The organism is Mesorhizobium sp. WSM1343, assembly GCF_055901535.1.
Window position 1 is genome coordinate 2,071,989 of the sequence record NZ_CM148370.1, and the last position, 14,445, is coordinate 2,086,433.

9 protein-coding genes are annotated in these 14,445 nt (G+C 63.3%); 5 read left to right on the forward strand and 4 right to left on the reverse strand.

Going from position 1 to position 14,445, the window contains the following annotated elements; translation table 11 throughout:
* Window positions 1–414: 414 nt before the first annotated feature.
* Window positions 415–5,430 carry an autotransporter domain-containing protein gene (locus AC0NIL_RS10010; protein ID WP_473572506.1) on the reverse strand — a complete coding sequence of 1,672 codons (5,016 nt, stop codon included), beginning with the start codon at window positions 5,428–5,430 and terminating at the stop codon, window positions 415–417.
* A gap of 57 nt (window positions 5,431–5,487) precedes the next feature.
* On the opposite strand from AC0NIL_RS10010, the gene AC0NIL_RS10015 reads away from it, so the two are divergent.
* The 3 genes from AC0NIL_RS10015 (at window position 5,488) to AC0NIL_RS10025 (ending at window position 8,678) form a co-directional block, all read left to right on the forward strand.
* A complete protein-coding gene (locus AC0NIL_RS10015; protein WP_473572504.1) occupies window positions 5,488–6,378 on the forward strand; it encodes a hypothetical protein in 891 nt (296 codons plus the stop codon).
* A gap of 159 nt (window positions 6,379–6,537) precedes the next feature.
* Complete coding sequence (locus tag AC0NIL_RS10020) at window positions 6,538–7,986, forward strand: sensor histidine kinase (RefSeq protein WP_063168931.1); 1,449 nt, start codon at window positions 6,538–6,540, stop codon at window positions 7,984–7,986.
* A complete protein-coding gene (locus AC0NIL_RS10025) occupies window positions 7,983–8,678 on the forward strand; it encodes a response regulator transcription factor (protein ID WP_473572502.1) in 696 nt (231 codons plus the stop codon). Before AC0NIL_RS10020 ends, AC0NIL_RS10025 begins: the two co-directional genes overlap by 4 nt.
* A gap of 185 nt (window positions 8,679–8,863) precedes the next feature.
* On the opposite strand, the gene AC0NIL_RS10030 is transcribed toward AC0NIL_RS10025, so the two are convergent.
* The 3 genes from AC0NIL_RS10030 to flhA are packed head-to-tail and all read right to left on the reverse strand — an operon-like array spanning window position 8,864 to window position 12,086.
* Window positions 8,864–9,247 (reverse strand): hypothetical protein, encoded by a 384-nt coding sequence (locus AC0NIL_RS10030; RefSeq protein ID WP_013529767.1) that lies wholly within the window; start codon window positions 9,245–9,247, stop codon window positions 8,864–8,866.
* 2 nt (window positions 9,248–9,249) lie between these two features.
* Window positions 9,250–10,002 (reverse strand): flagellar biosynthetic protein FliR, encoded by a 753-nt coding sequence (gene fliR / locus AC0NIL_RS10035; RefSeq protein WP_013529768.1) that lies wholly within the window; start codon window positions 10,000–10,002, stop codon window positions 9,250–9,252.
* A complete protein-coding gene (gene flhA / locus AC0NIL_RS10040) occupies window positions 9,999–12,086 on the reverse strand; it encodes a flagellar biosynthesis protein FlhA (protein ID WP_473572500.1) in 2,088 nt (695 codons plus the stop codon). The genes fliR and flhA overlap by 4 nt, the downstream gene beginning before the upstream one ends.
* Window positions 12,087–12,233: 147 nt before the next feature.
* Here flhA and AC0NIL_RS10045 point away from each other — a divergent pair, with 147 nt between their 5' ends.
* Window positions 12,234–12,533 (forward strand): putative quinol monooxygenase, encoded by a 300-nt coding sequence (locus tag AC0NIL_RS10045; RefSeq protein ID WP_473572498.1) that lies wholly within the window; start codon window positions 12,234–12,236, stop codon window positions 12,531–12,533.
* Window positions 12,534–12,663: 130 nt separating this feature from the next.
* Window positions 12,664–14,445, forward strand: a complete 1,782-nt coding sequence (locus tag AC0NIL_RS10050; RefSeq protein WP_473572496.1) for a chloride channel protein — start codon at window positions 12,664–12,666, stop codon at window positions 14,443–14,445.

Consider the following 14,445-nt stretch of genomic DNA (forward strand, 5'->3'; position numbering starts at 1 on the left):
CCAATAAATTCCCGCGACGTCGTCGAAGGAACAACGCTTCCGCCAGCGACAGCCCTGGCTCCTCCCAGGCTCACGCTAGGCCGAAACGGTAGCGCTACCAAACCGGGCTGTAAAGCGTTTAGGGGAAAGCCGAACCTTGGGAGGGTCCGCTTCGCGCCACACAATCCTCCCAGCTGCTCCTGCGTCCGCTTCTGCGCGATCAAGTCCGGCACCTGCGGTCGCAGCGTTCGCGTTCATCACAGTTGCGCACGTCCTTGTAGGCTCGCTCCGACCGGCGGCGATAAGGCTGGCTTCCTGCCTGGCGCTCGCGAGGTTCGCTTCCTGGCGTACGACCGCCTGGGCGATGCGACAAGCGGATTGAATAGCCCCTTTTCCGTCAGGGGCAGTCATTCCGGAACGATCCTTCCCGCTTGATTAGAATTCCACGTTGAGTTTTGCATTGAAGCCGTTCTGCTGGACGCCGGAGCCGAACTGACCCTGGTAGGCGACGCTGAGGGTTGCGGCATCGGTCAGGTTGAGATCGAACCCCGCTTCGATGGCGGCACTGTCCTTGGCGATCGGCACGCCAGCGATCGTGAAGGCATCACCGGCAGAGAAGGCATGTGTGCTGGTCGGTATGACGTCGCCATAGGCATGGCGCCAGCCCAGCATGCCGCGCGCTGTGGCATTGATGGCGCCGAGCGTGAAGCCGGCGGAGGCTCTGAGACCAAGCGTGGTGAAGGTGGCGTCGGTGGTCTGGCTTGCACTGGTCAATGCCGCCGCACCGCCCTTTTCCGTGAAGCCGTCCGTATGCAGGTTGACATAAGCGAGGTTGGCAAAAGGCTCGAAGGCCGCGACTGGCGTATCGATGCGATAGCCGAGTTCCCCGAACGCCTGGAAGGTGCCAGCGTTGTAGTCGCCGCTCAGGCTGTCGGCAAAGCCGGGCATGGCCACCGAGCGCGATGTCTTCATGTCATGCCACGTATAGGCAAGCCCGGAGCGGAAGGCGAGAGCGCCCCGCTGCGTGCCACCATAAAGGCCGAGATGATAATTGTCGCTCGAGCCTGACGAGGATCGGCCGTCGGCATCGAAGCTCGTGTGGCTGTAGCCAGTCATGATGCCAAGCCGCACATCCTCCGCGACAAGGCCGTCGACGCCGGTAAGAAAGCCGCCGGTGGAGGTATCGAGGCCCGCGGCATTGCCGTCGCCGTCGAAGGTGCCCCATGACCCGAAAGCCGTGCCCCAGGCGGCAAAGCGATCGGTGGTGGCAGGCGCCAGCATCGGACCGCCTTCGCCATAGGCCAGCACCGGCGTTGCCGGGATACCTACCCCCTCGAAGGCCGCACGCAGGCGGTCATTGATGGCATCGCGGACAAAATGGCTGTCCTCGATCAGCGCCGATTTGGCGGACGCATGGATCTCGCCAGATAACGCATCGAAGGCTTCGCGTGCGGTTTCATCGTCCGGAAGGCCGGCGATTGCATCGTAGATCGGGTTGCCCGGCCCGGCGCTTTCGGCGCCATTGGCGGTGGCACACTGGTTGCGGGTGCCGGCCACGTCGCAGAACGACACGTCATTGCGGGCAACGTCGAGATAGATATTACTGGCGTCATAGGCGAGTGCCAGGTCGACAAACGGGGCGTTCTGGTCGAACGCATCATAGGTGCCGGTCACGCCTTGATCCGCGCTCAGGATCGTGTAGCGGGTTCCGGCACTGTAGCCGCCCGGCGCCTTGAGCGCGAAGACGGTGCCACCCTGGATGGTGGCTTTGCCCGTCACGTCGATCAGGTCGGAATTGCCGGCCGGATTGATCTCGACTTCGTAGGTCGAGCCTATCTCCTGCGTGTAATCGCCTGACACATTCAGCGTGCCGATCGAATTGCCCGGCGTAATCGTGCCGCCAGAAGCGATCGTGGTCGTACCCACCGTTCCCAAACCGCCGAGCGTGCCGCCGGCTGCAACCGCAATGGCGCCAGCAATGCTTGCCCCGGAATGGCTGCCGTCGCCGACAACGAGCTTGCCGCCGCCGATGGTGGTCAGACCGGTATAGGTACTGACGCCGTTCAGCGTCAGCGTGCCGGCGCCGGTCTTGACGAGGCTCCCTCCGATGCCAGTGCTGCCATCCTGGATGACGCCGCCGATCGTGTCGTTCTTATCCAATCCGCCAAGCGTCAGCGACTTCGAGCCGAGAAAGACGAGACCATCGCCCGAAAGCGAGCCAATCGCGATACCGTCCGACGTCATTTCGGAGATGTCGACCTTTCCCCCGGTATCGTTGATGATCGTGGCGCCATCCGCGGTGTTGGCGCCATGGAAGCCAACGAAGCCGCCCTTGTTGGTGATGGCGGCGCTGCCGGCAGACGCGGTGTCGTAGAAGTCGAGCGTTCCTTGGATTGTAACGCCAATCGTGGCATTGGCGGCGCTCGAATTGCCGTTGAAGGACGTCCTGCTACCATTGCCGGTGATCGAAGCCGCACCGGCCGATGTTTCGTCGTTGAAGTTGATGCGGCTTTGGGTAGTGACGATCGTCGCCGTTCCCGCCGACGCACTGCCATCGAAGCGCATCGTTGCGTTCATTTCCATGACGATGTCGAGGCTCTCGGCGCTTGCATCATTGATGAAGCGGAGGTCAGCGGCCTTGACATTCACCGGTCCGCTGCCCAGCGCGCCTGTCGTCGCCGCGGTGATGAATCCTGCCGAAACCGTCGTCCCACCGGCGTAGCTGTTGGCGCTCGAAAGCACCAGCCCGCCGGCCCCGGTCTTGGTGAGCGCGCCGGTCCCGGAGATGACGCCGTTCGCCGTCAGGTCGGCATCGGTCTGGAACGTGCCGCCGCCCGCGCCGAGATCGACATTGCGCGCGGTCGTGAAGGCCGCCGTGTTCCGCAGCGTGCCGCCATTGAATGTCAGGGCACCGCTTGCGGCGCCGAGATTGGCATCGGACGAAACGGAAATAGTCCCGCCCAGAAGCCGCGTGCCGCCCTGATAGCTGTTGCTGCCTTCCAGGACGAGCGTGCCGCCTTGCGTCTTGCTGACCCCGCCCGCGCCGGTAATCGTCGTCGCGATGGTGGCTGCCGTGCCGGCCAGCACGCGGATCTCGGCATTGCCATCGGCGCTGTCGGAACCATCTATCGCGAGCGTGCCGGAACCTTCCAGGCGGTAGCCGCTGTCGACGAATTGCAGGCCCTTGAAGCTTTGCGCTCCTTCGACGGCGATCGTGCCGCCGTCGAAGCCGCCCGGTTCGTTCTTGAACACCGCATGGTTTCCTGCCCAGGAGACGAGAGTATCGCCGCCCTGGTTCAGCCATTTTTCGTTCGTGGTGTTCCAGGTCCCGTCGCCGCCTTGCCAGTGCTGCAGCGTGTCGTCGCCGGCCGCTCCGATGAAGAGGTCGACATTGCCGCCGCCCGCCTGGATCTCATAGGCGGCCGGATCGGAAAGCGGCGGCTTCGTGCCGATCTCCAGGCCGTTGTCGGTGAGGCTGCCGCCATAGGTCATCAGCCGGTAATAGCCGAGGCCCGCCGTGCCATCGGCCACGTCGCCGCTCTGCGCAAGATTGAGCGTACCGTCGAGCGTCAGATTGCCACTCACCCCGATGCGGTCGCTTATCCCCGGAGAGTCGGTTGAACCGCCTGGATTGCCGAATTCGTAATCGAGAATAGACCCTGAAGAGAGGCCCAGATTTCCGGCAACCGTCAGCGTACCCACCGAATTGCCTGGCGCGATATGCCCGCCATCGGCAACTGTCGTCGTGCCCACCGTGCCCGAGCCACCGAGCGTGGCGCCGTCCTCGACATTGATCGTGCCACCGAGGAAGCCGGCACTGGCATGGTTCCCGACAAGAAGCGTGCCGCCTGCAACAGTGGTGGCACCGGTGAAGCTGGAACTGTCCGCGGTCAAAACGGTCGTGCCGCTTTCATGGAGGATGGTCCCCAAGCCGGTCAGGGAAGGGCTGAAAATCAGATCGGACCCATCGGGATTTCCCAGATGATTGAACACAACCGTGCCTGTGCCAGCGCCAAAAGCTATCGATGCCGCATCAACCGTGCCGGCGGCCTTCGCCACTTCCCCACTTGCCGCACCGATGTTGAGCGTTCCGAATGATCCTGGCTGGGCCGCCAACCCAACGATAGCAGGACCCCCGGCAAGCGAAACCTGCCCGCCCTCCGACAGAGTCAGCGTGCCCTTGCCCAAGACGCCAACGGCAATGATGGAGTCGCCTGTCCAAACCGACCCGGGGCCCGTAATATTCACAATTCCGGTGGCTTGAGCATCCCAACCAACAATGGCGTTGTTGCCGCTGGAAACCTGCCCGCCATTTTCAATGCTGAGCGATCCATTGCCAAAGAGACCAACTGCGATGGCATCAACGAGTGTCCAACCCGAATCATTTCCGGAAATCACCGCGGAGCCAGTGCTGCCCGCGCCATACGCCACAACTCCCGAATCGTTGAAAACCTGACCGCCATTCTCGACGATCAAGCTCCCTTTCCCTTTGGAATCCCCATTGGAATCCCCGACCCTAAGGACGTCGGCAGTCCAGGTGGCCGACCCTGAAACTCTTGCGGTTGCCCACTCGTCCGGATCAGTTCCGTCAGTAGCAATGATCCCGGTAAAAGAGGTGAGCTGTGTGTCGATGTCGAGCGTGCCCCCCATGACGCCCAGGTTGCCCGCGAGGTCGGAAGCGTCGCCTGACAGCGTCAGCGTACCGGCGCCGGCCTTGCCGAAATGGCCGGGGCCGGTAATGGTCCCGGCATAGGTACCGTCGCTCGCCTGGTCGAAGACGACGGCGCCGGTGTTCACGCCTGAGAAGGTGAGATTGCCGCCGAAGCTGTTGGTGTCGCCGACCAAGGTGCCTTGATCGATGGTCCAGTCCTGCGCACCCGTGCCGGTCAGGGTCACGGTATTCGTCCCGGCCTTGTTAAAGCTCGTGAAGCCGACGAACTCGTCACTCGCGCCTACCGTGGCCGTATTCACGAGCTTCGAGACATCGAAGGCCGGTGTGGAAGGCAGCGTGTCATAGTCCCCGAGCATCAATGAGCCGGTCGCGCCACTCTCCACCACGACATTGCCGGTGATAATCGAGCCGTTTCGCAGGGAAAGCGTGTTGGCGCCGCCGGTGAAGGTGATGGCGTTAGCCCGGCCAAAGAAAGAATCTCCCCCAGTAATCTCCCCAACGTTAAGCACCGCCAAATTGGCCCCAACGATGCCGGTACCACCGTTTCCATTGCTGGGCGTCAGGGGAATATAGCCGGGGGCGCCGCCACTGCCGGTTCCGCCAGCAGGGCCGTTAGAGCCGCCGGCATGGCCACCGTTGCCCTCGCCGCCAATGATCACTCCGCTGTTAAAAACCGTCCCACCATTTCTGAGGTCGATCGCTGCACCGGCGGATGCAGAAACCCCGGCGCGGCCACCGGTAATGCGACCGTCGTTGACGATGCTGCCAGAATCTCCCATCACAATGGCTGTTCCGCCGGTGGCTAAAGCCCCGCCCGTGCCACCGAGGACATCGCCATGGTTGGTCAAGTCGCCGCCGGCGTTCAAAACAATGCCCGCACCACCACCACCGCCGAAATTGGCGCCAGGATTGCCACCGTTTCCGCCAGCAACGGTGGCCGAGCTTTCAACAGTGATGGCGCCGTTGTTCAGAAGCACCATGCCGGCGCCCCCGCCCCCGCCGCCGCCGCCGCCGCCGCCGCCGGCAAACGGGCCATTGCCATTGCCATCGCCGCCATCGCCGCCATGAACATCAGCCGTCACGGAAATTGCCGGGTTCACCTCTTCATTACGCACGCCATCGCCACCAGCGCCGCCGCCGCCATAGCCTCCGTCCAAAAAGCCGCCGCCATAGCCTCCATTGCCACCATTGAGGGGCGCGGAAATGTCGCCAGCAATGATATTGCTGTAACCACCGCCGCCGCCGCCACCACCACCGCCACCGGAGCCGCCGTTGTCACCATTTCCACCGTCTGGAATGGCCTGCGTGCCGGCCGCCCCACCGGTCCCTGCATCCGGACCGTTGCCCGCGACGCCGGCGTCGCCTGCATCGCCACCATCGCCGCCGTTGCTGTCTACGTCACCATCACCGCCCCTGCCTCCGGTCGCACCATAAAGAGCCTGTGCATGCGCCGGCGCCGTCAGGATGACTGGCAGCAGCAACGACCCCGCGAGCGCCGTGGAGCACAAAAGTACAAGCGGGCGTATGAGCGAGCGACGATCGCGAATTGTCATGGAATTCCCCCCGTGTGCCGCAAGCAACGATTCCGCGGCCGGCCCGATCGCCGAGCGTCCCGCGAAAATCATCGCTTGCCGCTGCGTCGGGTCGCGTGCGTCCGCCACGCACATCGCCCGACTGCTTCCTCACAATCCGCCCGGCGAAACCACCAAGACGATCGCGGCCGATGATAAAACGTCCTCTCCCGACAATTCCACCGATCAATTCTGTTGAATTCTGACCAATTCTTGCACGGGCGGATCGCGCTTGCCTCCCCGCACAACTCCTGCGAGATTCAACATTTGGCGCATCGGGGGGTGTGGCAGGGGAACCCGTGCGAATACTCGACCATGCTTGATCTGAAGACCGTTCTGGTTGTTACGTTTGCAACCGCAAGCCTGCAGGCCGTCACCTGGTTGTTTGTGTGGCTGGCGTGGCGCCGCCTCTATGAGTTGAAGTTTCTTGCGGCCGGCTTCGTCGCTATCGCGGCGGGGGTGCTGCTGATTCTCCTGCGTGGGGAGCAGCCGGCGGCCTGGGCCATCGTGCTCCACAACACGATCATCAAGCTAGGCCTGGTGTTGCTGGCCGAGGGTCTGGCGCGCTTTCTGGGACAGCCACGCTATACCTGGATCAGCATTTCACTGCTGATTTTCCAAATTGTCGCATGGAGTGCCGCCCTCGCGATTGATCCGGGCGACATTGCTATACGCATTCACGCATCGACCTTCTTTACGGTCGTGATGATGTCGGTGATGTGTCTTGGGCTGATGCGGGACCGGACGCAACCAACCCTCCTGCGCTGGATCACGATCGGTGTGCTTGCCGAGTATATCGCGGCTAGCGTTCTCCAGAGCATCATCGAATACCGGCTGCCGGTCGATTTTCAAGGCGCCTCGGTTCTGGCCGACCGCAACGCTTGGTATCTGCTGCAGGGCGCGCTGTTCCTGATCGCCTTTTTCGGCTGCCTGCTGTTCATGGTCAGTTCGCGGCTGTCCTCTGCGCTGCTGGAGAAAAATATCGCCCTGTCGCGGGAGGTGCGGGAACGACGACGGCTGGAAAGCCGGTTGAACGCGAGCCTGGCGGCCGAACGTGTGCTTCGCGACGAGCAGGCGGACTTCATGCGCGTCGTCAGCCACGAGTTTCGCACCCCGCTCGCCATCATCCGCAACGCGGCCGACATGATCGGCCTTGTCGGCCACAAGTCGCCCGAAGCGACACGAGAACGGATTGCCGGCATTGGCGAGGCGCTCGATCGCCTGTTTTCCCTGATCGACCGCTTCATGGCCAATGATCGCGACAGCGGGTTTCAGCCGGAGATGATACGCGTCGGTTTGCTTATTGCCGATGTGCGGCTGCATTTCGGGATGACCGGGCGCGGCGAGCGCCTGATCTTTACGGCGGATGACGACGCCGTTTCGCTTGTCGCCGATCCCGAGATGCTGGCGACCGTCCTGATCAACCTCATCGACAATGCGCTCAAATATTCGTCGGAGGACCAGCCAGTGGATATCGATGTGCGCAGCGAAGGTCGAAGTGCGGTCATTCGGGTGCGTGACCGTGGCATCGGCATTCCACAGGCCGAGCTTCACAAGATCGGCAGGCGCTTTTTCCGGGCCTCCAATACGATGGCGGTAACCGGAACCGGTCTCGGCCTCTATTCTTCGCGCAAATTGCTGGCCTATCACGGCGGCAAGCTGCAGTTGCTCGCCAACGACGACCAGGGCATTACGTCCATCGTCAGCCTGCCTCTGGCAGGCGAGGCAACGGATCGACTTTCGCCCGAGGAACTGACCGCATGACGCATATTCTGATCGTCGAGGACGAGCCCCGGCTGCGCAAGGATCTGGCGGATTTCCTGGAACTGACGGGCTTCACGGCCGAAGGCATCGCGACAGCAGGGGAATTGCGCCAGACGCTGGCCAACGGCAGTTCGCCCGCTGTCATCATCCTCGATGTCGGGCTGCCCGATGGGAACGGGTTCGATCTGGCAACCGAAATCCGCAAATCACATGCCTGCGGCATCATCATGCTGACGGCGCTCGGTGACAGCGACGACCGTATCCGTGGCTTTGAGAGCGGCGCCGACATCTACCTGGTCAAGCACAGCACGCTGCGCGAGATCGACGCCGCAATTCGCAGCCTGCTGCGACGGACGGGAGCCCCGCCCGACTCTGCCAACGGCAGCAACGATCGGTGGGTGCTGGACGGCACGAACTGGATGCTGATCGCGCCCAATCACCGTTCGCTTAAACTGACGGCGGCCGAGTTCGCCTTCATGAACGTGCTCTGCAACCGTAGCGGCGAAATCTGCCAGCGCGAGGATCTGGTGGAGCTTGTCGCCCGTCCCAGGTCGAACTTCGACAACAGGCATCTCGACGCAGTCGTCAGCCGGCTACGCCGCAAACTGGAGGAGCACATCAGCTTGCCCGCGCCGATCAAGGTCGTCTATGGCGTTGGCTACATCTTCACCGCGGCCGCCGCCGTGCAATGAACGTCTGCTCAACGGCTGCTTCCAGACCGAAGCATCGACTGTTCATGGCGCGGCAGGACCTCGATGTGCAGCCTGCAATGTCTGCTCTCAGGAAGCCACCATGCCCGCCCCAAAGACCGAGATTGCCGCCATTCGCAACCTGGTCAATGACGCTCACCGTTGGCCCATAGCGGAACACCCTCAGCTTACTCCTCGCCCTGCTTCTGCGCGATGATGTCGAGCCGCTCGCGGTCGGAGCGTTCGCGCTCGTCGCGGTTGCGCACGTCCTTGTAGGCACGCTCAACCATGTTGGTGCGGGCGGTCGCGGCGGCGATGAGGCCGGCTTCTTGCTTCGCGCTTGCCAGGTTCGCCTCCTGGCGCACGACCGCTTGGGCGATGCGGCGGTGGTAGAGATCGGGGAACAGGGCGGAAAGCGAATCGGGCTGGTCGAAATGGCCGACCAGTTCCCTGGCTTCAGCCTCGGCGGCACTGGCCGCGGCAAGGAAGGTGGCGTGGCGGGTTTCGTGCAGCGCCTTCAGCTGTTCCTGCACCTTGACCAGTTTCTTGAGGCGGTCCTTGCGCGTGCTCATGGTCATCTCGCCAGCGTCAGGTCGACGAAGCCGTCGACGAACAGCGACAGCATGGTGCCGACGGCGAAATAGAAGATGATCATGCCGCCGGCGATGATGAAGGGCTGGGAGATGAAATAGATCGGGATCTGCGGGGTCAGCTTGTTGACGAAGCCGATCGTCAGATTGACGAGAATGGCATAGGCGACGAACGGGCTGCCGAGGCGGATGACCAGGAAGAAGGTGTCCGACACCGTGTCGGTGACATCGACGAGGGCTGCCTGCGGGTTGAAGAAGATGTTGACCGGCGCCACCGTGTAGGAGGAAACCAGCGCGCGTATTATCTCGTGGTCGAAATCGAACACGAACAGCATCAACAGCGCCGAGAACGAGATGATGGCGGCAAGGGCTGCCTGGGGTTCGGGCTCCTCGATCGCCGGTCCGCCGGTGCCGCCATAACCGACCAGCATGGCGATGGCCGAACCCATGAAGCGCAGGGCTTCCATGTAGAGCCTGGTCATGGCGCCGATCAGGCCGCCGACCAGAAGTTCCGAGATGATCATCGGCACCAGGATCTGCGGGCGCGGGTCGACGAAAGGAAAGATCTTGTCCCACAGGAAGGCGAGCAGGCCGCCGGTGGCGGCGACCGCCACGAACAACCTGACCTGGACCGGGACGCGGGCGCTGGACAGGCCCGGCATCAGCATGAAACAGGCGCCGATGCGGCAGAAGGCGAGGAACGCCGCGATGACGACGCCTTGCGACAGCACGCTCACGATATGGTTCCGAGCACCCTGATCTCGACGCCCTTGGCGATTTCGACGTGGCTGAGCACCGGCAGCGTGGTGAACAGCCGCTCGATGATCATGCGCACATAGGGGCGGGCGTCGGGCGCGGTGACGAGGACGAAACGTTCGCCGGCTTCCAGATATTTCTTGATCGCCTTGGTGGCGTCCTGGCCGAACTCCTCGAGCTGGCGCGGGTCGATGTCGAATTCGCGCACCTCGCCCTTGGCGTCGCGCTTGAGGCTCTGGTGGAAGGCGAGGTCCCAGCGGTTGCCGAGGCGAAGCACCTTCAGCACGCCGCCCTCGGACAGGTCGCCGCAAATCTGCTGGGCCATGCGGATGCGGACATGTTCGACGATCTGCTCGGTGCGGCGCACATGCGGCGCGATCTCGGCGATCGCCTCGATGATCAGGTGCAGGTTGCGGATCGAGACGCGCTCGGCGAGCAGCAGCTTCAGCACCGCCTGCAGGCCGGGATAGGAGATGTGGGTGGTGCAGATCTCGTCGGCGAGCTTGCGGTATTCCTGGTCCTGGCGTTCGAGCAGCGCCTTCATATCCTTGTAGGACAGAAGCTGCGGCAGGTTGTTGCGGATAACCTCGGAGAGATGGGTGAGCAGCACCGACATGTTGTCGGCGAAGGTGTAGTTCTCGCGCTTCAGATCCTCGGCGAAGGCTTCGACGACGGAATAGGCGCGCATGCCGAAGGCCGGCTCACGGATTTCCTCGCCCGGCATCTCGGGTACGTCGCGATTGCCGAGCAGCACCATGATCTCGCCGACGCGCATCTGGTATTCGGCCACCACGGTGCCGTGCACCTTGATCTGGTAGCTTTTCGGCGGGATGGCGAAATCGTCGGCGACACGCACTTCCGGCACGACGAAGCCGTACTGGGTGGCGAATTTCTTGCGCATCTTGCCCATGCGGAAAACCAGTTCCTGATGCGACGTCAGCAGCCTTGTCGACAGCTGCTTGCCGATCAAAAGCTCGATCTCGGCGGTGGCGAGCGAGGCCTTGACCGAGTTCTTCTCCTCCTCGACCTTGGTCGCCTTTTCCTGGTCCTTGATCGCCTCGGCTTCGGCGAGGACACGGTTGGCGCGCATCGGGATGACGTAGCCGAGACCGGCCATGCCGGCGGCGAGCGCAAAGAACGGGAACAGCGGCAGGCCGGGCATCAGGCCGAGCAGCACCAGCAGCGATGCCGCGACATAGAGGGCGCGCGGGTGGGCGCCGAGCTGGCCGAACACCGCCTGGTTGGTCGAGCCGCGGGTGCCGCCCTTGGAGACGAGCAGACCGGCGGCGAGCGACACGATCAGTGCCGGTATCTGGGTGACGAGGCCGTCGCCGACCGACAGCTTGATGAACACGTCGGCGGCTTCGCCCATGCCCATGCCGTGCCTGATGTAGCCGATGGCAATGCCGCCGACGATGTTGATGGCGGTGATGATGAGGCCGGCGATGGCGTCGCCGCGGACGAACTTCGAGGCACCGTCCATCGAGCCGAAGAAAGAAGATTCTTCTTCCAGTTCACGGCGGCGCAGCTGCGCGGTCTTGTCGTCGATCATGCCGGCCGAGAGGTCGGCGTCGATCGACATCTGCTTGCCGGGGATGGCATCGAGGGTGAAGCGCGCGCCGACTTCGGCGATACGCGTGGCGCCCTTGGTGATGACGATGAAGTTCACCACGATCAGGATCATGAAGACGATGAGGCCGATGACGAAGTCGCTGGCCATCACCAACTTGGAGAAGCCGGCGATGACGTAGCCGGCGGCATGCGTCCCTTCATTGCCATGCGACAGGATCATGCGCGTGGTGGCGATGTTGAGCGACAGCCGCAGCATGGTGGCGATGAGCAGCACGGTTGGAAAAGACGAAAAATCGAGCGGCCGCTGGATCCACAGCGCCACCATCAGGATCAGCACCGAAAGCGCGATCGAAAAGGCGAGGCCGACATCGATGAGAAAGGCCGGGATCGGCAGGAACAGCACGGCAAGTATGATGACGATGCCGATGGCGAAGAAGACGTCGCGGCCGTTCTTGGCGGCCGCGCCGGGCTGAATGCTTTCGCTGATCGCCATATCGTCCTCAAACCCCATAGACTGCCGAGCGCGCGACAGCCCTGTGAGGGTAGTCCGCCAAGCTTGCGCGAGGGTGGGAGACTGGCTAGTTCGAACGATCATGCGCAGGTCGCCGTGTCGGCTAGCCTCGCCAGGAAAGGGAAACCCATGCTTCTGATCATCGGCACCATCCGCTTGCCGCCAAACAAATTTGAAGAAGCCAAGCCCGCAATGGAACGCATGGTTTCAGGCAGCCGCGCCGAGGTCGGCTGCATCCAATATTCCTATGCGCAGGATGTTTTCGATGCCGGGCTCATCCGGGTCACGGAAGTCTGGAGCGACAGGGCAGCGCTCGACGCGCACTTCCGCTCGCCGCACATTGCGGACTGGCGTGCGAGCTGGCCGGCGCTCGGCATAGGCGAGCGCAACCTCGTACTCTATGAAGCCGGCGAGCCCATGCCGACCTGAACGGTCCATCGGCCGATCGATATCGCGCTGTCGCCAACATGGTGTCTGTCGGCATTGTGGTTGCCATGCCGTGCCGCCGGGCGTATCAGGCTGGCTTTCCACTGCCTTTCGATATCGGCGAGCCGCCTCGGTGCTTTCCAGAAACCACAGCGAAGTCTATGCCCGCCGGCTGCGCGCGGTGCTGATCAGGTCGTTGCCCCTGCTCGAGGCACGCGGCATCGTGGTGGTCATCCTCGCCGGTGTCGTAGGCGTAATGGCTGGCATATTGGTCACGGCGATGAGCCAAATCGTGCAGGACCTGCACGGGCTGCTGTTCGGCGTTCAGCCAGGCGGCCGGCTTTCCGGCATGTTTTCGCTCGCCAATCCGATGCAGGCGCTGATACCGGCGATCGGCGGCATACTGCTGGGGCTGACGGTGGTCTGGCTCCGGATACGGAAATTCCGCACACCGATCGACCCGATCGAAGCCAATGCGCTCTATGGCGGGCGCATGTCGCTGACCGACACCTTCATCATCGCCGGCCAGACGATGATCTCCAGCGGTTTTGGCGCCTCGGTCGGGCTGGAAGCCGGCTACACGCAGGTTGGCTCCGGGCTGGCATCGCGGCTGGCGGGCATCTTCAGGCTGCGCCGCAACGATGTCCGTATCCTGGTCGGCTGTGGTGCGGCCGGCGCCATCGCCGCTGCCTTCGATGCACCGCTGACCGGCGCCTTCTACGGCTTCGAATTGGTCATCGGCATCTACTCGGTCGCCAATGTCGCGCCTGTCATGACCGCCGCGATCTCAGCCTCGCTGACCGCTGAAATGTTCGGCGGGGTGCCTTTCCCGCTCGAGCTTTCGGGTCTGCCGGCGCTCACCGCCAGCCAGTATGTGCCGTTCCTGCTGCTCGGGCTGCTCGGCGGTGCCGCCTCGATCGCCATCATGCATCTGGTGACGCTGATCGAGCGCGGTTTCGCCAGGCTGTCGATCGATGCGTCGCTGCGCCCCGTCATTGGCGGCGTCATCGTTGGCTTGTTGGGGCTGATCACGCCGCAAGTGCTGTCCAGCGGCCATGGCGCGCTGCATCGCGAATTCTCGATGAATTACGGGCTGGCCGTGGTGGCCAGCGTCTTCGTGCTCAAGCTGGCGGCGTCGGCGGTCTCGCTGGGGTCGGGTTTTCGCGGCGGACTGTTCTTTGCCTCGCTGTTCCTCGGCGCGCTGCTCGGCAAGGCGTTCGCGGATGTGATGCTTGTTATTTCTCCGGCAACCGGCATCGACCCTGCCGTCGCCGCCGTCGTCGGCATGACGTCGCTCGCCGTCGGTGTCGTCGGCGGTCCGCTGACGATGACCTTCCTGGCGCTGGAATCGACCCGCGACCTGACGCTGACCGGCGTCGTGCTGGCCGCCTCGATCATGTCGGCCATCCTGGTGCGCGAAACCTTCGGCTACTCGTTCTCGACATGGCGCTTCCATCTGCGCGGCGAGACCATCCGCAGCGCCCACGATGTCGGCTGGATGCGCAGCCTCACAGTCGGCTCGATGATGCGCAAGGACATCAAGACCATCTATGCCTCGACGACGCTGGCAGCCTTCCGCAAGGAGGTGCCGCTCGGCTCTGCCCAGCGCCTCATCGCCGTCGATGCGGGCGACCACTATGTCGGCGTGCTGATCGTGGCCGAACTGCACAGCGATCCGTCCGATGGCGAGGTGCCGGTGCGCGATCTCGCCAAATACAAGGACGCGGTGCTGGTGCCGAGCATGAACGTGCAGGCCGCCGCGGAAACATTCCAGCGGGCGGGCGCGGAAGAACTCGCCGTGGTCGAAGATTTCACCGACCACATCGTGCTGGGCCTGTTGACCGAAGGCCATTTGATGCGGCGCTATGCCGAGGAACTCGACAAGGCGCGCCGGGACCTGTCGGGCGAGGGGTAA

Coding starts and splice junctions, on each gene's coding strand:
- AC0NIL_RS10010 (WP_473572506.1), bottom strand. CDS start 5,430: ATGGGAGATTCTGGCAGCATCGTCAACGACGGTCGCATTACCGGTGGC.
- AC0NIL_RS10015 (WP_473572504.1), top strand. CDS start 5,488: ATGGTTGGTCAAGTCGCCGCCGGCGTTCAAAACAATGCCCGCACCACC.
- AC0NIL_RS10020 (WP_063168931.1), top strand. CDS start 6,538: ATGCTTGATCTGAAGACCGTTCTGGTTGTTACGTTTGCAACCGCAAGC.
- AC0NIL_RS10025 (WP_473572502.1), top strand. CDS start 7,983: ATGACGCATATTCTGATCGTCGAGGACGAGCCCCGGCTGCGCAAGGAT.
- AC0NIL_RS10030 (WP_013529767.1), bottom strand. CDS start 9,247: ATGAGCACGCGCAAGGACCGCCTCAAGAAACTGGTCAAGGTGCAGGAA.
- flhA (WP_473572500.1), bottom strand. CDS start 12,086: ATGGCGATCAGCGAAAGCATTCAGCCCGGCGCGGCCGCCAAGAACGGC.
- AC0NIL_RS10045 (WP_473572498.1), top strand. CDS start 12,234: ATGCTTCTGATCATCGGCACCATCCGCTTGCCGCCAAACAAATTTGAA.